The organism is Pigmentiphaga daeguensis, assembly GCF_039523035.1.
Taxonomy (GTDB): Bacteria; Pseudomonadota; Gammaproteobacteria; order Burkholderiales; family Burkholderiaceae_B; genus Pigmentiphaga; species Pigmentiphaga daeguensis.
Genome location: NZ_BAAAEN010000008.1, coordinates 192,787 through 214,119, shown reverse-complemented (window position 1 = coordinate 214,119; position 21,333 = coordinate 192,787). Strand labels below are relative to the sequence as shown.

Annotated in this window: 18 protein-coding genes; 7 read left to right on the top strand and 11 right to left on the bottom strand. The window is 66.5% G+C overall.

Going from position 1 to position 21,333, the window contains the following annotated elements:
• Positions 1–94: 94 nt before the first annotated feature.
• Positions 95–2,641 carry a LysM peptidoglycan-binding domain-containing protein gene (locus tag ABD104_RS13040; RefSeq protein ID WP_343927642.1) on the bottom strand — a complete coding sequence of 849 codons (2,547 nt, stop codon included), beginning with the start codon at positions 2,639–2,641 and terminating at the stop codon, positions 95–97.
• Between the two features lie 216 nt (positions 2,642–2,857).
• Here ABD104_RS13040 and ABD104_RS13035 point away from each other — a divergent pair, with 216 nt between their 5' ends.
• The 3 genes from ABD104_RS13035 to fhuE all read left to right on the top strand — a co-directional run bounded on the left by ABD104_RS13035 (position 2,858) and on the right by fhuE (position 7,868).
• Positions 2,858–3,967, top strand: a complete 1,110-nt coding sequence (locus ABD104_RS13035; RefSeq protein WP_343927641.1) for a bifunctional transcriptional activator/DNA repair enzyme AdaA — start codon at positions 2,858–2,860, stop codon at positions 3,965–3,967.
• Between the two features lie 120 nt (positions 3,968–4,087).
• Positions 4,088–5,455 (top strand): LssY C-terminal domain-containing protein, encoded by a 1,368-nt coding sequence (locus ABD104_RS13030; RefSeq protein WP_165963270.1) that lies wholly within the window; start codon positions 4,088–4,090, stop codon positions 5,453–5,455.
• A 217-nt stretch (positions 5,456–5,672) separates the two neighbouring features.
• The gene (gene fhuE / locus ABD104_RS13025; protein WP_087841177.1) at positions 5,673–7,868 is read left to right on the top strand and encodes a ferric-rhodotorulic acid/ferric-coprogen receptor FhuE; all 2,196 of its coding nucleotides are present in this window, start codon (positions 5,673–5,675) and stop codon (positions 7,866–7,868) included.
• A gap of 9 nt (positions 7,869–7,877) precedes the next feature.
• Here the strand turns inward: fhuE and ABD104_RS13020 are convergent, their stop codons facing one another.
• The 7 genes from ABD104_RS13020 to ABD104_RS12990 form a co-directional block, all read right to left on the bottom strand.
• On the bottom strand, positions 7,878–9,284 hold the full coding sequence (locus ABD104_RS13020) for a GntP family permease (RefSeq protein ID WP_087841176.1): 1,407 nt from the start codon (positions 9,282–9,284) through the stop codon (positions 7,878–7,880).
• An 86-nt stretch (positions 9,285–9,370) separates the two neighbouring features.
• A complete protein-coding gene (locus ABD104_RS13015; RefSeq protein WP_254914675.1) occupies positions 9,371–10,015 on the bottom strand; it encodes an isochorismatase family protein in 645 nt (214 codons plus the stop codon).
• A gap of 130 nt (positions 10,016–10,145) precedes the next feature.
• Positions 10,146–11,270 carry a porin gene (locus tag ABD104_RS13010; RefSeq protein WP_343927640.1) on the bottom strand — a complete coding sequence of 375 codons (1,125 nt, stop codon included), beginning with the start codon at positions 11,268–11,270 and terminating at the stop codon, positions 10,146–10,148.
• Between the two features lie 65 nt (positions 11,271–11,335).
• A complete protein-coding gene (locus ABD104_RS13005; protein ID WP_130359116.1) occupies positions 11,336–12,373 on the bottom strand; it encodes an aromatic ring-hydroxylating dioxygenase subunit alpha in 1,038 nt (345 codons plus the stop codon).
• 10 nt (positions 12,374–12,383) lie between these two features.
• A complete protein-coding gene (locus tag ABD104_RS13000; protein WP_087841172.1) occupies positions 12,384–13,370 on the bottom strand; it encodes an ABC transporter substrate-binding protein in 987 nt (328 codons plus the stop codon).
• A gap of 25 nt (positions 13,371–13,395) precedes the next feature.
• Complete coding sequence (locus ABD104_RS12995; protein ID WP_087841171.1) at positions 13,396–13,695, bottom strand: recombinase-like helix-turn-helix domain-containing protein; 300 nt, start codon at positions 13,693–13,695, stop codon at positions 13,396–13,398.
• Between the two features lie 130 nt (positions 13,696–13,825).
• Positions 13,826–14,491, bottom strand: a complete 666-nt coding sequence (locus ABD104_RS12990; protein WP_087841170.1) for a TetR/AcrR family transcriptional regulator — start codon at positions 14,489–14,491, stop codon at positions 13,826–13,828.
• Between the two features lie 158 nt (positions 14,492–14,649).
• On the opposite strand from ABD104_RS12990, the gene ABD104_RS12985 reads away from it, so the two are divergent.
• Positions 14,650–15,132, top strand: a complete 483-nt coding sequence (locus ABD104_RS12985; RefSeq protein ID WP_087841169.1) for a carboxymuconolactone decarboxylase family protein — start codon at positions 14,650–14,652, stop codon at positions 15,130–15,132.
• 17 nt (positions 15,133–15,149) lie between these two features.
• Here the strand turns inward: ABD104_RS12985 and ABD104_RS12980 are convergent, their stop codons facing one another.
• The gene (locus tag ABD104_RS12980) at positions 15,150–16,169 is read right to left on the bottom strand and encodes a LysR family transcriptional regulator (RefSeq protein ID WP_338618720.1); all 1,020 of its coding nucleotides are present in this window, start codon (positions 16,167–16,169) and stop codon (positions 15,150–15,152) included.
• Between the two features lie 49 nt (positions 16,170–16,218).
• Entirely contained in the window at positions 16,219–17,106 is an 888-nt protein-coding gene (locus tag ABD104_RS12975) for a LysR family transcriptional regulator (RefSeq protein WP_087841167.1), read from the bottom strand.
• Positions 17,107–17,222: 116 nt separating this feature from the next.
• Between ABD104_RS12975 and ABD104_RS12970 the strand changes: the two genes are divergently transcribed.
• Positions 17,223–18,035, top strand: coding sequence for an amidohydrolase family protein (locus ABD104_RS12970; RefSeq protein ID WP_338618718.1), 813 nt, complete (start codon positions 17,223–17,225; stop codon positions 18,033–18,035).
• Positions 18,036–18,044: 9 nt separating this feature from the next.
• A complete protein-coding gene (locus tag ABD104_RS12965) occupies positions 18,045–19,001 on the top strand; it encodes a tripartite tricarboxylate transporter substrate binding protein (RefSeq protein WP_087841165.1) in 957 nt (318 codons plus the stop codon).
• Positions 19,002–19,022: 21 nt separating this feature from the next.
• Here the strand turns inward: ABD104_RS12965 and ABD104_RS12960 are convergent, their stop codons facing one another.
• Positions 19,023–20,387, bottom strand: a complete 1,365-nt coding sequence (locus ABD104_RS12960) for a 3-deoxy-D-arabino-heptulosonate 7-phosphate synthase (RefSeq protein WP_343927639.1) — start codon at positions 20,385–20,387, stop codon at positions 19,023–19,025.
• A gap of 77 nt (positions 20,388–20,464) precedes the next feature.
• Between ABD104_RS12960 and ABD104_RS12955 the strand changes: the two genes are divergently transcribed.
• Entirely contained in the window at positions 20,465–21,319 is an 855-nt protein-coding gene (locus tag ABD104_RS12955; RefSeq protein ID WP_343927638.1) for an IclR family transcriptional regulator, read from the top strand.
• Positions 21,320–21,333 lie beyond the last annotated feature (14 nt).

Below are 21,333 nucleotides of genomic sequence, written 5' to 3'. Positions count from 1 at the left end.
ACGGCACGCTCACGGACTTCAGGCGAAAATTTGTTGTTCTTGCTCATGGCTCCATTTTCTCAAAGGTTGGAGCCTCCTCAAAACTCGGTGCGATTCACCCTTCTTCCCGTCGAATAAGACGATTAGCCCTGTCAGCAGCCATTCTAGCCTGATTGTACTCGGCCCCATCCAACAATCGAAATGGTCCTTCTGGTTTCGGAACACCGGCCGGATAACCAGTCCAATCCGAAATCGAAAAAGTGCCTGCAGAAACATCAACTGGCGTTTTCTGGGTCACATTCTCTGTAGCTGACCTGAGCCTGAGATCTCCCTTTGGAATATCCACTCCAGCCTTAGCTACGCCGCCCCCCAGGTCCACAATCGACCGCAACGCCTTCGCTCCCCCTCCTGCTAGTGTTCCCAACGCAAAAACACCGCCTAGACCAGCGAACCCACTCTGCTCCTCCGTATAGTTTGCTGCACGATATTGCTCAGCAATCGCCTGCATCACCCGTGACTGTGCGGCCTCGATGTAGTCCCCACCCACCGCGTCCACCATACGACTTAGCAACGTTGGAACCGGGGATAACACAAACTCCAGCGTCTGCAGTGCTAATTCAACTCCTGGACGCGACTGCACGTACTGGCCGACGTCGTTGAGCAGCCTGCCGCCATTGATAATCGCTCCATCAAGAACCTCTCCCAATACGGTTGAGCTGATGGACGAGGAAGTGCTATCCCCCACTCCCACACTGGCACTTCCTGGCCTCACCACATCTATATGTTGTAGCTCCCCGACCGTAACGATTCCCTGAGGACCAGCCCCGAGTATCCCGTACTTCTCCAGCAATTCGCGCGCGTTACCTTGCTCCTGCGCACTGGCTCCCTTTGCTCGCCAATAGGCCTGCGCATGATCTTGTAGAGCCTCATCACTCATCGCGCCACTACTCGCCACTTGAGCGTATCGCTCACGCACCTGTGACAATTCCTTACTGCGATCTGATGCAGCCGCTATTTCTGTTGCAATCCGATTGCCTATCGTCGTCCCTACCGCGTCAGCGACGATCGATCCTAAGTTGCGACTCATGCTCTGCCCGCGCACCAACGCGCTAGCCACTCCGGCCGATAGACCCACTGCCACATCACCAAGCATATCCACCCTGCCCAGTGTCGTGCTGCCGACCAATTGCCCCACGCCTCCTGCTACTGCGGAAGCCGCTACCCCCTTCCAATCAAAGCTAGACTGCAACCCGGTCACTACCCCGATACCTTGCGTCACTACCGAGCGGATCCCGCCCAGAGCAATCTGGCTTCCCGTATCGCCCAACTTGGTCAACGCCGCGCTCAACGATCCGGCCTGCGTCAAACCAGCCGTCACTCCTGCGCCTACGGCACCAAGTGCTACCCCCGTCCAACTAAATTTTTCTTGGACCCCTGTAGCCATTGCCGTAGCTTGACCTGCGACGGAACCCAACGCGCCGGCCGCTGCCCAGCCGAGCATCTCGCTACCCAGTAGCGCCGACGCGGCACCGCCTGTCCACGCTGTGACCGCCACCGCTACCACGACGGATAGCACCGCTCCGAATCCACCACACCCACCCCGCCCCGGCGGCGGAGGCGGCTCGGGCAGCGTCGGGCTCGTATTCCCCAATGCCTTGCCCGGGTCATATGGCCGATAGGTCTCCGACGTGTTGTGCACGTTCGTGACCTTGTTGGGCACTCGCAGCACGGTGCCAGCCACCAAAGGGTCATCGCCACTGAGCCCGTTCGCATCTGCCAGGACCCACCACAGCGCCGCATCGCCCCATAGCGAGGTCGCAATACTGCGCAGCGTCTCTCCCGTGCGAACCGTATACGCGCCCGGTGCCGATCCCGGATAGCCGCTGTTGATCGGCATGTAGTTTTCGTCGAAATCGGCGCCCGCCGACGGCTTGAACCGCTTGTAGTAGTCCTCGGCCTTGGTCTGCTCGGGCGTCACCCGCGACAACTCCTGGGCGTAGTCCACCCTTTCAACGCCATCGTTGCCGACGTTGCCGACGCGGTGTCCCCCCAGGTAGTAGTAGGAGTGCGAGCGGTTGCCGCGTGCGCTGACCAGTTCTCCCGACGCATTGGTCTCGCTGCCCAGATACTCGTCTCGCCGCAGCACTTGTCCATCGCCATCGACCAAGTAGCGGAACTCCCGTTTGCCCACCACATCGGTCGCGCTCTTGACGTTGCCGTTCACATCGTAGGTAAACCGGGAAAAACCCGGCGCCCAACCAGACTGGCCGTTGTCGCCTTGGACCTTGACCTCTTTTTGCTTGGCGCTGTCCCACCATTCATAGGTATAGCTGGTGGTGGTCTTGGCAGAGCCGCCGCCCTCCGACACCACCGTATTCAAGGAACCCTCTCCCGAGTACGTGTAGGTAGTCGTCCTCCCCGTCAGGTTGTCGGTTTCCAGCGTCTGCAATCCATCCGCGTCCCAGGTGCGCGTCACATCCGTGCGCACGCTGTTGTTCTCGTTGCGTTCGATATAGCGTACGACACGTCCGGCCGCATCGTTCACCCGCTCGGCCCGCACGACCCCGCCAATGGTCACTGTGGTCAGGTAGCCGTTCGCGTCATAGGCATAATTCTCGGTATGCGCCGGCGTCTGGCTGTTGCCGGCATAGGTCGCCGACAAACGCTGTCAACCATCCTGCCGCAGTCCTATCGACTCCAACCAGCATGCTGTTGTAGGTATGGTTCCCAATGCAGACTGTTGGAAGCGGCCGGTTCGCAGATAGAATCAGCCTTATCCCTGCTTCCGGACAATAAGAAATACTCGTCCATTTTTCGGTTGTGACGCGCCCGGGCCAAACTCCATACTGGCGCCATTCAGACAAGCCGCCCTCCGACCATGCTGATCACCGACAACCGGCAAATCGACACCTACTACCACGCCCTGCTCGACCGCGCCGCCGATCACGTAGGCATCTTCTATGTCGGCGTAAGAACCACCGGCGTGTTCTGCATCGCCACCTGCCGCGCACGCAAGCCCAAGCGCGAGAACGTGGTGTTCTATACCGACTTCAAGGAAGCGCTGGATGCCCGCTACCGGCCTTGCAAGGTATGCAGGCCGACCGAGAACGCCCATGCCGCGCCGCCGGAAGTGGCCGAGGCTGTCGACTGGGTGCGCCGGCATCCCAAGGAGCGACTGAGCGATTGGCAGCTCAGGCAGCGCGGGCTGAGCCCCGAGCGGATCCGGCGCTGGTTCCAGCGGCACCACCGCATGAGCTTCCAGGCGTTCCAGCGTTCGCTGCGCATCAATGCGGCGCTGGAGGAATTGAAGACCGGCCGCCGTGCGACCGACGCCGCGCTGGACAACGGCTACGAGTCGCTCAGCGGCTTTGGCTACACCGTCAAGAAGCTGACCGGCGGCGCGCCTACGGCCGAGGCCAGCGTGTTGTTGATCCATCGCTTCACCACGCCGCTGGGCCCGATGTTCGCCTGCGCCAGTGAGCGCGGCCTCTGCCTGCTGGAGTTCGTGGATCGCCGGATGCTGGAGACCGAGTTCAAGGACCTGCAACGGCTGCTGCGGGCGCGCATCCTGGCGGGCGAGAACGCGCATACGCGGCAGGCCGAGCGCGAGATCGGCGAGTATTTCGCGGGCGTGCGGCAGCGGTTCGATCTGCTGCTCGATACCCCGGGCAGCGAGTTCCAGCAGTCTGTGTGGCGGGCGCTGCAAGCCATTCCCTATGGCCACACCGCCAGCTATGCCGAGCAGGCGGCGAAGCTGGGCAGGCCGCAGGCCGTGCGCGCGGTGGCGGGCGCCAATGGCGCCAACCGGGTGGCGATCGTCGTCCCTTGCCACCGGGTCGTGGGCAAGGATGGGGCGTTGACCGGCTACGGCGGTGGCCTGGCCCGCAAGCAATGGCTGCTGGAGCATGAGCAGCGGCTGCAATGCTCCGCGGCAACCCAGCCGCACTTCTGCCACGGTCAAGGTGGGCCAGGCCAACATAAAAAATGATCGTTATTTGAAAATCGGCAAGGTTATGAAATGGTTTTGCGGCATCATTGATGCTTTTGCCACCAGCTTGGCGCAGTGGGGGTGATCGCGCGGTGCCCCCTATCGATGCGAAGGGGGACCATGAACAAGCCCAGCGCCCTTGATACCCGATGGATGGACGGTGCGGCCGCCTCGGCGCGTGCCCTGCTCGGCGCGCTCGCCCTGTCCCTGCTGTCCGCCTGCGCCGGTCCGGCCGCCTCCCCGAAAGACTCCCAGGCTGCCTCTTCCATGGATCCGTCCCAGGCGGAACGAAGCTACCTGGATCGCGCGAATCGCCAGGCGATGACACGCGGCCAGGTCACCGTCAGCGTCGCGGCGCTGCGCGACGAGGAAAGCGCAGCCAGCTTCGGACTGCCCTTGGCCGAGCATGGCGTGCAACCCGTCTGGGTCAGGATCGAGAACCGCAGCACGCTTCCCTACTGGTTCATGCCGGTGTTCATGGATCGCGACTTCTACTCCGCGCGCGAGGCCGCCTATCTTTTCCACTCGGGCTCGGGCGGCGCATCGGCGGCGCAGATCGAACGCCAGTTGACCGCGCGCCAGATCAAGGTGCATGTTCCGCCCGGCCAAACGGTCAGCGGTTTCGTCTACACCAATGTCACGCGGGGCATCAAGCTGGTCAACGTCGAGCTGCTGGGGGCCCGGCATGTGCTGCGCTTCGACTTCGCCAGGGAACTGCCTGGCGGCGGCTTCGACTACCAGACCATCGATCCCGAGCGGCTTTATCAGCCGGAGCGCCGGGTCCGGGTCGACCTGGCTTCGCTGGGCTCCGCCTTGCAGAAGCTCCCCTGCTGCACCACCAATGCCCAGGGCAGCGAGCAAGGCGATCCGCTGAACCTGGTGATGGTCGGGTCCGAGCATGACGTGCTGGTCGCGCTGGTCCGGGCGGGATGGGATTTCACCGAGACCATCAACGCGTCCAGCGTCGGCCGCATGATCGGCGTGTTTGCCTTCGGCGGCAGCTATCGCACGTCGCCGGTCAGCGCGCTGCATTTCGCTGGCCGTCCACAGGATTTCTCCATGCAGCGCGCGCGGGCCAGCATCTCGCAGCGCAATCATCTGCGTCTTTGGCTGACACCGTTGCAGGTGGACGGCGTGCCGGTCTGGGCTGGCCAGATCAGCCGCGACATCGGCGTGAAGGTCACCACCCGCTCCCCCACGCTGACGACGCACGTGATCGATCCCGACGTGGACGAAGCCCGCGACTACCTGCTGCAGGACATGCTGATGACCAGCAACGTGGCACGCTGGGGCTACGTCGACGGCGTGGGCGAGGCCAGCCAGGCGCAGCCTCGCGCCAACCTGGCCGGCGATCCGTATTTCACCGATGGCCGGCGGCTGGTGCTTTTCGTGGCGCAAAGCCCGCGCGCCATGCAGGACGCCGAATTCGTCCAGTGGCATCCGCATGCGGATGGCTGCGATCCCGCCAGGCGCCATTGCGGCAAATGAACTAGAAACGCCTGATCGCCCGCCCCCGCCGGACGGGAACACCACTGTTGCCTCTAGCAAACATTCGAATAAAAAGTAAACACAAGTACAAATAAAAACAATTATCATTCATAATTCGCAAGGGGGAATCCGGTTTTCCAGCGCCGACGCTGGCGACGTGCCGCCACGGCCGTTCGCCTCCGGATCTTGTGCGCCCGTTCAATGCAGACCGACCATCATGAGGGAGAAAATGGCAGCCCGCCCAGCCGTATCCGTTCAACTCAAGCGACTCAGCCTGTGCATGGCCGCAGCCCTTCCGCTGTACGCGTCGGCGCAGGACGCACCAGCCGTGCTGCCGGAAATCAAGGTCAACGCCGCCCCCCAGGGCGAAGACTCGGCCACCACTGAAGGCACCGGGTCGTACACCACGACGGGCCCCTCCCGCACCGCCACTCCGCTGGGCCTGAGCCTGCGCGACACGCCTCAATCCGTGACGGTAGTCACGCAGCAGCGCTTCGAAGACCAGCGGCTGCAAACCATCACCGACGTGCTGAACAACACCACGGGCGTCTCGGTGAACCAGTACGAGACCCATCGCGCCCAGTTCAACGCCCGCGGCTTCGACATCAACGCCCTGATGATCGACGGCGTGCCGACCACCTGGGACCAGCCCTGGAGCTCGGGCGAGATCTTCAGCAGCCTGGTGACGTATGACCGCGTGGAAATCGTGCGCGGCGCAACCGGGCTGACCACCGGCTCGGGCAACCCCTCCGCGGCCGTCAACATGGTCCGCAAACGGGCCGGCAGCAAGGAATTCACCGGCGCCGCGGAACTGGACCTGGGCAGTTGGAACCAGCGCCGCGGCATGGTCGACCTGTCCACTCCCGTCAATACGGCCAAGACGGTGCGGCTGCGCGTGGTGGGCGAACACGCGGAGCGGGACAGCTGGGTCGATCGGCTCAGCAACAAGAGCCAGACCCTGTTCGCCACGCTGGAAGCCGACCTGACCAGCAACACCCTGCTCACGGCCGGCCTGAGCTACCAGAAGAACAAGGCCCGCGGCCCGATGTGGGGCGGCCTGCCGCTGTGGTACAGCGACGGCACCCCCACCAACTGGGACCGCTCCAAGAGCGCGGCGGCCGACTGGACGCGCTGGGACACGACCTACCAGACGTATTTCGCCTCGCTGCAGCACCGCTTCGACAACGACTGGCGGGTCAAGCTCAGCTACAACCGCAGCGAACGCAAGGCCGACTCCTACCTGCTCTACCTGTCGGGCGCGCCCGACCGGACGACCGGGCTGGGCATGACCACCTTCGCCGGCTCCTATGACGTCAAGACGACGCAGGACGACGTGGCGGTGCAGGCCGACGGTCCGTTCGAGCTGCTGGGACGCAAGCATCAGCTGGCCTTCGGCTACGTCTACGCCAACCAGAAGTTCAACGCCGATGCCCGCGCGGCCAATCCAGCGGGCGGCCTCGCACCGGACTTCAACGCCTGGAACGGCACCTTCCCGGAACCCAGCTGGGGCGCTCCCACCTTCTACGAGAACGGCACCACCACCCAGCAGGCCATCTACGGCGTCGCGCGCTTCAATGTGACCGATCCGCTCAAGGTGATCCTTGGCGCCCGGATGACGAACTACCGGAAGAAAGGCGACGTGGCCTACAGCGGCGCCTACGAGGTCAAGAGCGACAACGAGCTGACGCCCTACGCCGGCGTGATCTACGACCTGAACGACCAGTACTCGCTCTACGCCAGCTACACCGACATCTTCCTGCCCCAGAACGCGCGCGACGTGACCGGCCGCTACCTCGACCCGGTCAAGGGCAAGGCCATGGAAACGGGCATCAAGGGCGAGTTCCTGGATGGCCGGGTGAATGCCTCCGCGTCGGTGTTCCACATCAAGCAGAACAACCTGGCGCAGCAGACCACCGACACCGTGCCCGGGACCAACCCGCCCGAGACCGCCTATCGCGCCGTGGATGGCGCGACCAGCAAGGGCTTCGAACTGGAAGTCGCGGGCGAACTGGCCCCCAACTGGAACCTGAGCGCCGGCTACACGCACTTCCGGGCCAAGGCCGCCGACGGCACGGACGTGAACAGCCTGTACCCGCGCCGGCTGTTCCGCCTGTTCACCACCTACCGCCTGCCGGGCGCATGGAGCGGGCTGACGCTGGGCGGCGGCCTGAGCTGGCAGGGCAAGACCTACACGCACGCGACGAACCCGCTGGGCACGGTCGAGAAGGTCGAGCAGAAGGACTACGCCCTGGTCGGCCTGATGGCGCGCTACGAGATCAACAAGCAGATGACCGCGCAGTTGAACATCAACAACCTGTTCGACAAGCGGTACTACGGCATGTTCGCGGCCTACAGCCAGCTCACCTACGGCGCGCCGCGCAACGTCACGGTCAGCCTGAAGTACAAGTTCTGAGCCCCCGCCTCAGAACCCGCCGAACATCGTCCCCAGCGCGATGACCAGCACCAGCGCCGGCAGCGGAAAAAGGATCGTCACCGCGGCGATGTCTCCATACGACTGCCGGTGCGTCAGCTTGCAGATGGCCAGGAGCGTGATGATGGCGCCGCAGTGCGGCAAGGTGTCCATGCCGCCGGCGGCCATCACGGCCACGCGGTGCATCAGCTCGGCGCTGATGCCCGCCTCGTGGGCCATGCGCAGGTAGTCCTGTCCCAGCGTCTGCAAGGCGATGCTCAAGCCGCCCGAGGACGAACCGGTGATGCCCGCCAGCACGTTCATCGCCACCGCCTCGGAGATCAGCGGATTGCCCGGCGCCACGTTCAGCACCGCGTCGCGGATGATGGCGAACCCCGCCAGGCCCGCGATGATCGCGCCGTAGCCGACCTCGGATGCCGTGTTGAACAATGGCAGCATGAACCCGAACACGCCCTGGTTGATGGTGTTCTTCAGGTTGCTCCAATGCTTGAGCCGCAGCAGCACCAGCGCCGTGCAGGCCGTGGCCAGCGCGATGATCAGCGCCCACAGGCCGACGATCTTCTGCGGCGCCAGATCGGGAAAGCGCTGGGCCAGGAACGAGAAATCCACCGCTGGGAACACCACGTAGGTGAACAAGGCGTTGATCCCCACCACCAGCAGCAGCGGCAGCAAGGCCAGCGGCACGGGCATGACCGACCACCGGGCGTCCTGCTCCGCCTCCGCCGGCGTGCCCTCCCGCGCGTCGTCGTGGTCGCCGTAGCCTTCCCCCGCGGCATGGGCGGCCGCGGCGCGGCGCCGCAGCCACCAGGAGCCGCCGCCGAACATGATCGCGGCCGCGATGATGCCCAGGCCGGGCGCGGCGAAGACGTTGGTGCCGAAGTACGGGATGGGAATGGCGTTCTGGATGGCGGGCGTGCCGGGCAAGGCGGTCATGGTGAAGGTGAAGGCGCCCAGCGCGATCGTGGCGGGGATCAGCCGCTTGGGTATCCGCGCCGCCCTGAACAGGTCGACCGCGACCGGGTAGATCGCGAAGGCCACCACGAACAGGGACACGCCGCCATAGGTCAGCAGCGCGCAGGCCAGCACCACGGTGACGATGGCGTGCTTCTCGCCCACGCTGGCGACGATCCAGCGCGACAGCGTATTGGCGGCCCCCGAGTCGGCCATCAGTTGGCCAAACAGCGAGCCCAGCAGGAAAATGGGCAGGAACTGCAGCACGTAGCCGCTCAGGGCGGTCATGAACGTGCCGGTATAGATGGGCAGCAGCAATGCCGCGTCCCCGGACAGCACCACCGCCAGCGCGCCCATCAGCGGCGCCAGCAGCAGCACGGTCACGCCGCGATAGGCCAGGTACATCAACAACGCCAGGGAAACGACGATGGCGAGCGTGCTGGTCATGGGATTCCTTCGGGCAAGGCCTGACAAAGCCCGATCATCTCATACCGACGCGACAGTCTCCGGTCCGGGCCCCAGGCGCCGCCCTTCTAGGCCAGCCCCCGCAGGTAGGCCAGCGTTTCCTCCAGGCCGACCACGTCGCCGTATTTGGTGTCGAGATCGAACAGGCTTTGCGCGTGCGCCGCGGCCGAGCGGTCGCCCACGCCTTCCTGCACCACCATGGGGCGGAACCCCAGTTGGCAGGCGTCCACGGCGGTGGCGCGCACGCAGCCGCTGGTGGACGTGCCCGTCAGGATCAGCGTATCGACACCCAGGTTCTGCAACCGGGACGCGAGATCGGTGCCGAAGAAACACGACGCGTATTTCTTGACCAACACGATGTCGTGCTCCCGGCGATGCAGCCGCGCATCGACGTGGTGGCCGTCGCCCTCGGCCGCCAGGGACATCGTTCCCTTCTGCTTGATCGCCCACAGCCCCGCGTCGCGCATCTGCGGATCGTCGTAGCGCACGCAGGTGAAGATGACCGGCACGCCCTTCCCGGCGGCGACGTCAAGCAAGGCGTTGGTGGCGGCGACCTGGGCCGAGAGATCGGCGCCCAGCGGACGCGACGGATCGGTGAAGCCGTTGGTCAGGTCCACCACCATCAGCGCGGGCCGCCGGCCGAACCCCAGCCGCACGGCGAAGCCGCGTTCGTGGAAGAAGGCGTAATCCGGGTGCTGCGAAATATCGATCAATTGCTTCGTCCTGGCAGGGTCGATGTCCTCCATTAGATGACGGACCCCTGAAGGCATCCAGAACATTTTTGCTATGCGAGCGGTACGTTTTCGTTATCGCGACGACGACGCACCGCCTTTCGACCGGCGCCTAGAACGAATGCCGCAACCCCACCATCACCCCCACCTGCCCCTGCCCCGCCTTGGGCGACCACGGAACGATGCTGCTGCTGGACACCGAGAACACCGCCCCCGCGCCGCTGTTGCCCATGTGGGCCAGCATGGCATAGGCGGCGGTCCGCTTCGAGAAGCTGTAGCTGGCGCGGCCGACCAGCATCGTGCCCTTGGCCTGGTAGGCATTGGCGATCATGCGCGAGGCCTGCGCGTTCAGGGTCCAGTTGCCGATCGGATAGGTGGCGCCCAGGAAATACAGGTTGGTCGAGACGTCGGCGGCGCTGCCTTCGATGCGGCGGTGCATCCAGCCGGCGCCCAGTTTCAGGTCGGCGATGTGCACGTAGCCGTTGGCCATGTAGCGCCGGTCGCGGCTGTCCGACGAAGCGATCGCGACGCCGGCCACGCCCGGCACCACCACCGCCGGCGCCGCGCCGGGACCGCCCCGCTGTTCGTCGATGGCGGCCGCCACGCCCCAGCCGCCGCCGTCGTACTTCAGCAGCCCCGACCACCCGCGGCACGCCTGGGCATCCCCGGGGCGCTCGCCTCCGCAGTTGCCCGCCGCCGAGGTATCGCGGCCGAAGGAATAGGTCGCGCCCACGGTCAGGCCGCCGAACCTGCCGCGGTAGGCCAGCGAGTTGTCGGCGCGCGCGTTGGGGATGTAGCTGTCGAAGCTCGCCATGCTGAACACCGACGGTCCGATCACGTCGGCATCCATCAGCGACCAGGTCAGCATGGTCGACTGGCGTCCCAGCGTGAAGCTGCCCCACGGCCCCTCGACGCCGACGATCGCGGTGCGCCCGAACAGGCGGCCCGCCTGGCCGGACGAACCGGAATCGGCGAAGAAGCCGCTTTCCAGGTTGAAGATGCCGCGCCAGCCGTTGCCCAGGTCCTCGTTGCCGCGCAGGCCCCAGCGCGACGGCAGTTGTCCGCCGGTCAGCGTGGGCATGCGCATGCCCGATCCGCCGCCGGCGCTGGCGTGGGTGATGTATTCGACACCGGTGTCGATGGCGCCGTACAGCGTCACGTTGCCGGCGGGCGACTGGGCCAGGCAAGGCAGGGAAACGAGGGCGAGCGCGAGCCCCCCTGAAAGCGCGAGTTTCATGGTCGTTCCTGTGGAAAGGAGGATATCGGGCAGGCCCGCCCGAGGGGACTACTCGTCGTTGCCGTTCAGTGGACGGCCGCGGCCTGTTCGGCCTCGACCTGTTCCCTGGCCAGCTTCTCCATCACGCGCCTTACCCGCACGAGACCGAGATCATGGGAATAAAGGTTCTCCTGGCTGCGCGCGTGGCGCGCCAGGCTTTCGATGACCACGCGATCCTGCTCCAGCACGTCCCAATGCAGCCCTTCCAGGCGGTTGCGGTACAGGAAGCGCCAGACGTTACGCTCGAAGCCCTGGGACTTGCGGATGCGCCAGAAGTAGACCTGGCAATTGCCGTCGTCGACGGGCGTGACGAAGCCCACGATGAAGAACTCGCCGCCGCCATACTGGGGACGATAGGGAACGGACAGGCGGATCCACAGCGAGGACGTATGGCCGAACTCGACCCAGTCGAAGTTCACGCCGCGCTGGCCGACCTTCTCGAAGACCAGGCCGCAGTCGGTGTGGCGGATGACCATTTCCGCCTTCTTGTCGCCCTGGGCCATCGAATGCGAGTTCGAATGCAGATAGGTCCCGTGCATGAGATCCATCACGTTGTCGATGGCATAGCGGTAATTGCACTTCCAATTCTGCATGCACAGGAAACCCGAGTATTCGTCGTTCGTCATTTCCTCGGGTAGCGCGAAGGGCCTGGGCTGCCCATGCTCCATGGACCCGAACCACAGGAAGACGGCGCCGCCGTACTCGACCACCGGATAGGACCGCAGGCATTTCCTGCCCACGAGCTGGCTGCTTTCCAGCGCCGGCACATCGGCCACCTTGCCTTCGCCATCGACTTCCACGCCGTGGTACCAGCAGGCAATGCGCTCGCCCAGGTTCCAGCCCAGCGACAGGCGGGCGCCGCGATGCGGGCAGCGGTCCTCGACCGCGCGCACGGTGCCGGCGCGGTCGCGCCACAGCACGATGTTCTCGGAAAGCCGGGTGATGCCCAGCGGGGTGTCGCGCACCGCATAGCTGGGCGTGACGGGGTACCAGAGGTTGCGCAGACCGGTTTCCACGCGGGTCGCGGCGGCAAGGGCCAGGCCGTCCTGGACGATGGGATTCATGGATGTGTTCCTACTGTTTCGCCGGCACGAAGTCGTTCGTGAACAAATCGTTCAGCGGGACCGCGCGCGAGATGATGCCTTCGTTCAGGTAGAACGACTGGAGCGTGGCGACGCGGTCCGGGTCGATGGCGCCCAACCGGGGCTGGCCCTGGTAGACCGTGGCGTTGTACAGCCGCAGGACGGACTCCACATATTTCTCCCTGCCCTGGTACGCGGGCACCGCCTTGACGTAGTCGGCCGTGGCCGCGGCCGGATCGCGCGAGATGTCGGCCAGGCCGCGCAGCGTGGCCTTGACGAACTTGCGGATCAGTTCGGGTTCCTTGCGGATGGTCTCGTCGGACGCCAGGATGGCCTGGGCCATGCTCTTGAAATAGCGGTCCGCCGGAATGAGCTCGACCTTCACGCCGGCCTCCTGCGCGCTGACCGTCCATTCGGGCACCGAGGCCAGCGCGGGAATTTTCTGCTCGGCGAAGAGCTGCCAGACCGAGGGGCCGCTGGCCTGGATGTCGACCGCCGACTTCGGCAGGCCGTTGGCCCGCAGCATGCCCAGCAGCGCGTAGTAGGTCGTGTCGGCGTAGGACATCGCGCCTATGGTCTTGCCCTTCAGGTCCGGGATGCCGCCCGGCACGGCGGCGCGGTTGATGGCCAGGTGCATCAGCGAGGCCCCGCCCAGCACCGCCACCGCCTTGACCGGCACGCCGTTGGGCCGGACGATGATGGGCGTGTCGCCCACGCCGCCGCCCAGCGGCGCATTGCCCGCGCCCACCTGCTTGGCGACGTCGGCGCCGCCCTTGCCGACCACGAAATTGATCTTCAGCCCCTCTTGCGCGTAGTAGCCCTTCTGCTGCGCGATCATCCACGGCGCGAAGGCCGGCAGGCTGGGCGGGGCCGGCAACAGGTAGGTCACGTCCCGGAGGTTTTCCGCCCGTGCCTGCGGGAGCATCAGGGACACGGCGGCGATACAGGCGGCGGCTCTTATGGCGGACAGCAAGCTCATGGTGGCTTCCTCGTGGACGTGGGCCTCAATAGCCGAGGCGGGACATTTCCTGTTCCAGGCTGGCGGCGCTCCAGTCCCGCCCCGAGGGCATGGCGACGCCCGCCGCATTCAGGTGCTCGGCGAACTGCTGTGGCGTCCTGGCGCCGGCCAGATAGGCGCTTTCGATCGCGTCGGCCAGCGCGTTCTCGAAATCGGTAGGGACCGACTCCCGGCTCTGCCACCGAAGGTTCACTCCCTGGCCGGGCGCTTCCACCACGCCCTGGCCCGCGTGCGGGCTGGGCTCGTTCCCCTTCCAACCGGTCAGGTGGACATTGAATTCGGACATATCTTCCTCGCGATGGGGCCGCCAGAAACCGCGCTGGCGCTGGATGCTCTCTATTCCTAAAACTAGGAATAGAGAACAGGTTATCGACCGCGAAAAAAGGTGTCAAGAATTTTCAGACTAGCGAAAACGCCTACTTCACGATGCCGTGCATGATGAGGCGCGTGGCGAAATCCAGGTAGCGCCCGGTCAGGTCCTCGGCCCCCTGCTCGCCGTTGAACAGCACCTTGAGCATGGGCTGGGCATCCACGAAGAACGTGCACAGTCCCAGGAAAGCGACATGCAGGAAACGCGGGTCGATGGCATCGAGCGGCGGGTCGCCCTCGCGCGCGACCAGCAGCGCCTCGCTCAGGGCCAGCCCGCGCGCGGCCACGCCCTGGAGCGTGTCCATGCGCTCGGGCGTATCGGCATGGCTGTAGATCTCGTTGAGCACGAGCTGCAGGAAGCGCGGATTGTCCTTCAGCGCCTCGATCAGCAGCACCAGGCGCTTGCGGATCCGCGCTTCCAGCGGCGCGTCCTGGCCCAGCATGACCTGGCTCCGGGCCTGGAGCTGATCCATGATGTGCGTGGCCGCGGCGCGCATCAGCCCCTGTTTGTTGCTGAAGTAATAGCGGATCAGGGCGGGGTCGACGCCGGCGGCCGTGGCGATTTCGAGCACGCTCAGTTCCTGCGGCGTCTTGGTCTTCATCAGCGCGATCGCCGTGTCGATGATCGCGGCCTTCCCCACCATGGTCTTCTCCGTGGGATGGCCGGCGGAGCGCTTGATGCGTGGCTTCTTGCGGGGCGATGGATCAGGCATACGTGTCGTCGGTGGGACTGGGCAACGCGCAGTGTACCGGTCATTGGTGCCGGACAGGCAACACGGCGGTCCCCGGCGCGGCGCTACCGCCGCCGCCCCGGCGGGCCTACGATGGAGTCGTTCCGCAACCGACGCCTCACACCACCGAGGAAGACATCATGACCCAACGCATCAATGCCCTCGCCCAATCGCCCGAGCTGTTCAAGAAGTTCGTCGAATTCAGCATGCAGATCAAGAAATCCGGCACCATCGAAGCCTCGATCCTGCACTTGGTCGATATCCGCGCCTCGCAAATGAACGGCTGCGGCTTCTGCCTGGACATGCACGTGAAGGAAGCCAAGATCGACGGCGAGCGGGAACTGCGCGTGCACCACGTCGCCGTCTGGCGCGAGTCCCCGTTGTTCTCGCCGCGCGAACGGGCGGCCCTGGCCTGGACCGAAGCCTTGACCCGCCTGCCCGGGCACGGCGTGCCCGACGAGGTCTACGAGCAGGTCCGCGCCGAGCTGTCGGAGAAGGAGATCTCGGACCTGAGCTTCGCGATCATGGCGATCAACGCCTGGAACCGCCTGAACGTGGGTTTCCGGACCACGCCGGGCTCGGCCGACAAGGCCTATGGCCTGGACCGGGCCAAGCTGGACTGAAGCATCGGCGCCACCGGCTAGGCCGCATGTTTCCACGGCGCGGCCAGCCGGCTCGCCGCCGGGTCCGGGCGGTCCGGAATCCGGAAATCCAACGCGCGGATGCGCGCCGTCATGTAGTCGATGAAGGCCCGCATGCGCGCCGGCAGGTGCTGGCGGCTCAGATAGCAGAGGTAATGGCCGCGATCGTCCGGCGCATGATGCGGCAGGCAGGCCAGCAGCGTGCCGGCGCGCAGGTGCTCGCAGACCTGGTAGCCCGCCATCTGCGCGATCCCCTGCCCGTCCAGCACCGCTTGCAGCACCAGGTCCGCGTCGTTGAAGGCCAGCATCGCCTGCGGCGGCCGCGGCATGAACTTGCGCAAGCGGTCGCCCGCCTGGAATTCCCACTCGGCCACGCGTCCGGAAGCCAGGCGAAAGTTCACGCATCGATGGCCGGCCAGTTCGTCGAGGTCGCGCGGCAGCCCGCGCTGTGCGGCATAGTCGGGCGATGCGCACAGCAGCATCGGCATGGGGATCAATCGCCGGGCGATGATCTGGCTGTCCTCCATGCGTCCATCGCGGAACGACACATCCACCCTGTCCGCCGTGAAATCCGTGGGCCTGTCGTCCAGCAGCAGGTCGACCGACACCTCCGGATAGGCGGCGCGAAAGCCGTTCAACAGCGGCGCGACGACCTTGCGGCCGAAACCCGCCGTGGCGCTGATGCGCAGCAAGCCCGAGGGCGGCCCTTCCCGCAATTCCCGCATCTCGTCCAGCGCCTGCACGATATGCTCGACGCCGGGCCGGCAATGTTCGTAGAAACGTTCGCCTTCCCGCGTCAGCGACGTGGCGCGCGTCGTGCGCACGAACAGCCGGATCCCCAACTGGTCTTCCAGCTTCTGCACGCTGCGGCTGACCGCCGACCGGCCGATGCCCAGGCGATCGCCCGCCCTGGCGAAACTGCCTTCGGCGGCCACCGCGATGAAGGCCACCACGCCGGCGTAGCTGGTGGCGAAACTGGAGGCCAGCGCGTCGGGCCCGGGGAATGTGTGCTTGTCCATGCCATTAGGACGAAACAGCGGCCGGCTTTGTGACGCCACGCCGCGGATTTCACGGCCCGACCCCGCAGGCGCGCACGAAATCGTCGGCCAGCCCGGCCACGGAGCGCTTGGGCCAGATGGCACTGACGTCGAAGCTGGGCAGCCGCGTCCCGTCCGCCACCTCGCAATAGCGCACCCCGGCGAAATCCAGCGAACGTATCCAGCTGGGCAGCAGCGCGATCCCGCAGCCGCCCGCCACGCAGGCCAGCACGGTCAAGGTCCGGTTCGCCTCCTGCACGACGTCGGCATCCAGGCCTTCCTTGCGGAACGCATCCATCACCGCCTCGTAGAAGGTCGGCAGCTGGGCATGCGGAAACATCACCAGGCCGGCACGGGCGATGTCGGCCATCGTCACCCTGTCTTTGCCGCCGGGCAGCAAGTCCGCCGGCACGGCCGCCACCAGGCGCTCGCGCATCAGCACTTTCTCGTGCATGACCCCCGACAGGGCCACCGGCGTGTGCACCAGCGCCACGTCGATCTCGCCGCGCGACAAGGCCTGCGCCTGCTCGGCGTTGCTCATTTCGCGCAGCACGATGCGCAGGCCCGGCACCTGGGCGCGCAGGACCCGCAGGGCGCGCGGCAGGATGTCCACCAGCGCGCTGGAAACCAGGCCGACGCGCAGCACGCCCGCCCTGCCCGCCGCGATGGCCTGGGCCGCGTCGATGGCGTTGACGATGCGGAACACGCCGCGCCGCACTTCCTCGGCGATCTGGCGCGCCGCCGGCGTGGGCTCGGCGCCGCGCCGCGACCGCTGGAACAGCTTGACGCCCAGTTCGCGTTCGAGCCGCGCCAGGGATTGGCTCAGGGCCGGCTGGGCCACCCCCAGCCGTTCGGCCGCCTTGCTCAGGCTGCCCGTGTCCAGGACCGCGATGAACTCTTCCAGGCGCCGGATATCCATCACAAGACCTTATAACAAAACATCCGAAAATGGATAGATAAATATAACAAGCGTTTCTAGAATCGGCCCGATTCCGGCACGACGCCCAGGCCGGACACGATTCTGGAGAGCCCTCCGTGGCCAACCCCGCGCCCCTGCTGATCGACGCCCATGCCCATGTCTTCGCCCGTTCGCTGGCGCTGGCGCCGGGACGGCGCTATGCGCCCGAAACCGATGCCTTGCTGGAAGACTATCTCGGGCACCTGGACGCCCACGGGCTGCGGGCCGGCGTACTGATCCAGCCCAGCTTCCTGGGCACGGACAACGGCTACATGCTCGACGCCATCCGCCAGGCGCCGAACCGGCTGCGGGGCGTGGCGGTCGTGGACCAGCATGCGGCGCCGGACGAACTGGAGCGGCTGGCGCGCGGCGGCGTCGTCGGTATCCGGCTGAACCTGATCGGCCAGCCGCTGCCCGTGCTGGACCGCGGCGGCTGGCCCCGCCTGCTGGCCTGCCTGCGGGCGCTGGACTGGCATGTCGAAGTCCATGTCGAGGCGGCGCGCCTGGCCGCCATCGTCGGCCCGCTGCGCGCGGCGCAATGCCGCGTGGTGGTGGACCACTTCGGCCGCCCCGCGCCCGCGACGGGCGCCGCGGACCCCGGTTTCCAGTGGCTGCTCGAGGCCGCCCGCGACGACGGCGTCTGGGTCAAGCTCTCGGGCGCCTATCGCAACTGGTCCGAGCCGGACGGGCCGGCGGCCCGCCAGGCCGCGCGCCTGTTGGTCGAACATGCCGGGCCGGAGCGCCTGGTCTGGGGCAGCGACTGGCCCCATACCCAACACCCCGGCGTGACCTACGCGCAAACCTATCAGGCACTCGCCAACTGGATCGACGACATCGATCTACGCCTGCGCATCCTCGCGGCCAATCCGAGCCGCTGCTTTGCATTCTAAGGAGACACCATGATCCGCATCCCCGCCCTGGCCGCCCTGGCCCTTGCCCTGCCCTTGTCCACCGCGCACGCCGCCTGGCCCGAGAAACCCGTCACCCTGATCGTCACCTATCCGCCCGGCGGCACGGTGGACACGGTGGCCCGCATCATCGGCCCCAGGCTGTCGGCCAGGCTCGGCCAGTCCGTCATCATCGACAACAAGGGCGGCGCAGGCGGCATGATAGGCGGTGCCGCGGCGGCCCGTTCCGCCCCCGATGGCTACACCTTCATGCTCGACGCCTCCAACCACGCGCAGAACCCGGCGCTGCAGAGCAAGATGAGCTTCGACACGCTCAAGGCCTTCGACGCCGTCTCGCTGCTGCTGCGCGTGCCCAACGTGCTGGTGACCTCGCCGCAAGGCAAGATCGCCTCGGTGCAGGACTTGATCCGGAACGGCAAGTCCGCCAACCCCGCCTACTTCGCCTCGGCCGGTCCCGGCTCGGCGCAGCACCTGGCCGGCGAACTGTTCAACGTCATGGCCGGCACCTCGCTCGTCCATGTCGCCTACAAGGGCGGCGGCCCGGCCATGGTGGACGTGATGTCGGGCCAGGTGCCCATCATGTTCGCCAGCCTGGGGTCGGCGTGGACCCACATCCAGAGCGGCAAGCTGCGCCCCATCGCGGTCGGCGGCGACAAGCGCTCGGCGGTGCTGCCGCAGATTCCCACCATCGCCGAATCCGGCGTGCCGGGTTTCTCGTCCTACGAATGGAACGCCGTGTTCGCGCCCGCAGGCACCCCCAAGGCCATCATCGACCAGATGTCGGCCGCGCTGGCCGACGTGCTCAAGGATCCGGAGGTCAAGGCCAAGCTCGAAGGCATCGGGGCCGAACTGGTGGGCTCCAGCCCGGCCGAGCTCGAGTCCTTCCGCCGCGCGGAAATCCAGAAGTGGCAGGACGTGGTCAAGAAGAGCGGCATCACCATCAACTGAGATCCGCGACCGCCGGCAAGATCAGTGCGACTTGCCGGTAATCGCAGCCATCAGGTCGTCCACATGCACCATCAGCCCGCGCACCTGGCGCAGCCGCGGGTACTGATCCAGCACCGCGGCCCAGCCCGGCGCATGCAGCAGCTCGTTCCAGACCGCTTCCAGCCCCCGCGGATCCGGGTCGCGCCCTTCTGTCAGCGCGCTGGCGAACGCCAGGCTGGCCGGCGCCGACAGAAGCTGCATGCGGCTGGCCGCGCCCAGTAGGCGCGGTGTGGGTTCGGCGGGCGCATCGCAGCAATACAGCACCGAACGCGCCACGCCCGCTTCGTCGGCGGACAGCTCGCGCAGCGATGAACCGCACAAACGCACCGCGCCTTCGCTGGCCTGGAACGAATAGGCCACGCCAGCCTCGGCCTGCGCAAGCACACGCACGCCGCGCTGCAGCCGCGGCAGGTCTGTCGTCGCAGCCTCGATGGAGGCCTTGGCTTCGACCAGCAGGCGGACGCTCCAGGCCGGTTCACCATCCATATCCGGCACGCGCCGCAGCAGGACCACATCCCATTCGGTCTTGGCGCGTTCACGGCTGGCGCGTATCGATGAGGGCACCCGCATCGACGTCACCACCCGGTGCACCGCTCCGGCGCCCTCCTCCCGGTCCAGGCGTCCGGCCAACGCTCCGAGCGCCCGGGCGGCAGCCGCCTCGACGGCCTTGCCACGTTTCTGCGAAACGCCCCCTTGCGCGGCGGCCTCGGCGCTTCCCTGGCGCGGCCCATGGCCGTCCCAGAGCGCCTGGTAATGGCGCACGAGTTCGTCCGACGCCAAAGCATCGAGACGTTGCAGGCGGACTAGCGCGGGATGCTCCAGCAGCCTGGCCAGGCCGGCCTGGAGTGGCGTGTCGCTGGCGATGTCCGGCATGCCCAATAGGCGCGGCAGGCCCATGCGGAGATCGCGCCAGGACTCGCGAGAGGCGGCGGTGCGCCATTGCGCCAGGGCTTGCTGCACGGGTCCACCGGGCATGCGCTGCAATCGGGCAGGATGAGCCACGGCATCGACCGCCGCCCGGACCTGCCGGCGGTCCTGGCCGGCTCGCGCGTATAGCGAGGCATATTCGCGCACATGCGCATGCCGGTGTCTGAGCACCATGGCCTGGATGACCGGGTCGCCGCCCTCCGGATGCATCGCTTCGCCGATCAGGCGGGCAAGCGCCCCGGTGAAGACCCGCGTCAGGTCCGCGTCCGGCTCGCCCCCACCCGCGATCGCTTGGCGGGCCCGCTCGATGGCCAGCGCAAGCGTGGCGGACGGGTTGGCGGTGCGCGTGCCTGGAGGCAGACAAGCGTCCGTGGGCAGGCGATAGCGGCGAACCACGGCTTTCAGAAAATCGTCGAGCATCTGGCAGTCATGCCAATACGTTGGTATTTCGATTCGCGTTCAGCAACCGCTTCGGCACCCTACCATACAATTCCCGGGTGAACTCCGCCCCTTCGTCCAAGCCGCGCCGCGTGGCCGTCGCCGCGCGCGGCAAACCCGCCCCCGTCCGATCCAGCGTCAAATCGGCGGACCGCGTCCTCGACCTGCTGGAGCTGCTGGCCAGCACCGGCCGCGCCATGACCCATGCCGAGATCTCACGCCGGACCGGCGTCCCGAAAAGCAGCCTGAGCGCGCTGCTGCGCAATCTTGTCGAACGGGGCTACATCGAGCAATTGCAGGACACGCAGCAGTTCCAGCTGGGCGAAGGCGCCTACGCGCTCGCGCGCCGCGGCGCGCACAACCGCGACCTGCTTCGCGCCAGCGAACCCTGGCTGCAACGGCTCATGCGCGATACCGAGGAGTCGGCCGGCCTGAGCGTGCTGCGCAACGACATGGCCGAACGCATCGCCTCCGCGCAATCGCCAAACGCGGTGCTGTACTCGGTGCACGTGGGCGTCATGCAGCCGCTCTATGCCAGTTCGGCGGGCAAGGTGCTGCTTGCGTGGCTGCCGCCGGCCGAACGCGAAGCCTATCTCCAGCGCGTCAAGCTGCAACCGCGCACCGAGCAGACCATACGCTCCACGACCGTCCTGCGGCGGCAGTTGAACCAGATCCGGGAAGAAGGCGTGGCCTGGTCCTTCAGCGAGTTCACCGTCGGCATCGTGGGCCTGGCCGTACCCATCCTGGACGTACACGGCCGCGCGCTCGCGGCCTTGGGCCTTGCGCTTCCGGCCAGCCGGCTGGACGACGCACGCAAGCGGAAGCTGGAGCTTGCCCTGCGCGCCGCCGCCGCGGAAATCGCCGCGGCCACGGATCGGCCCAGGCCCATCGAAACGAAAAGTGTTCACATATGAGAACACCGTCTGGC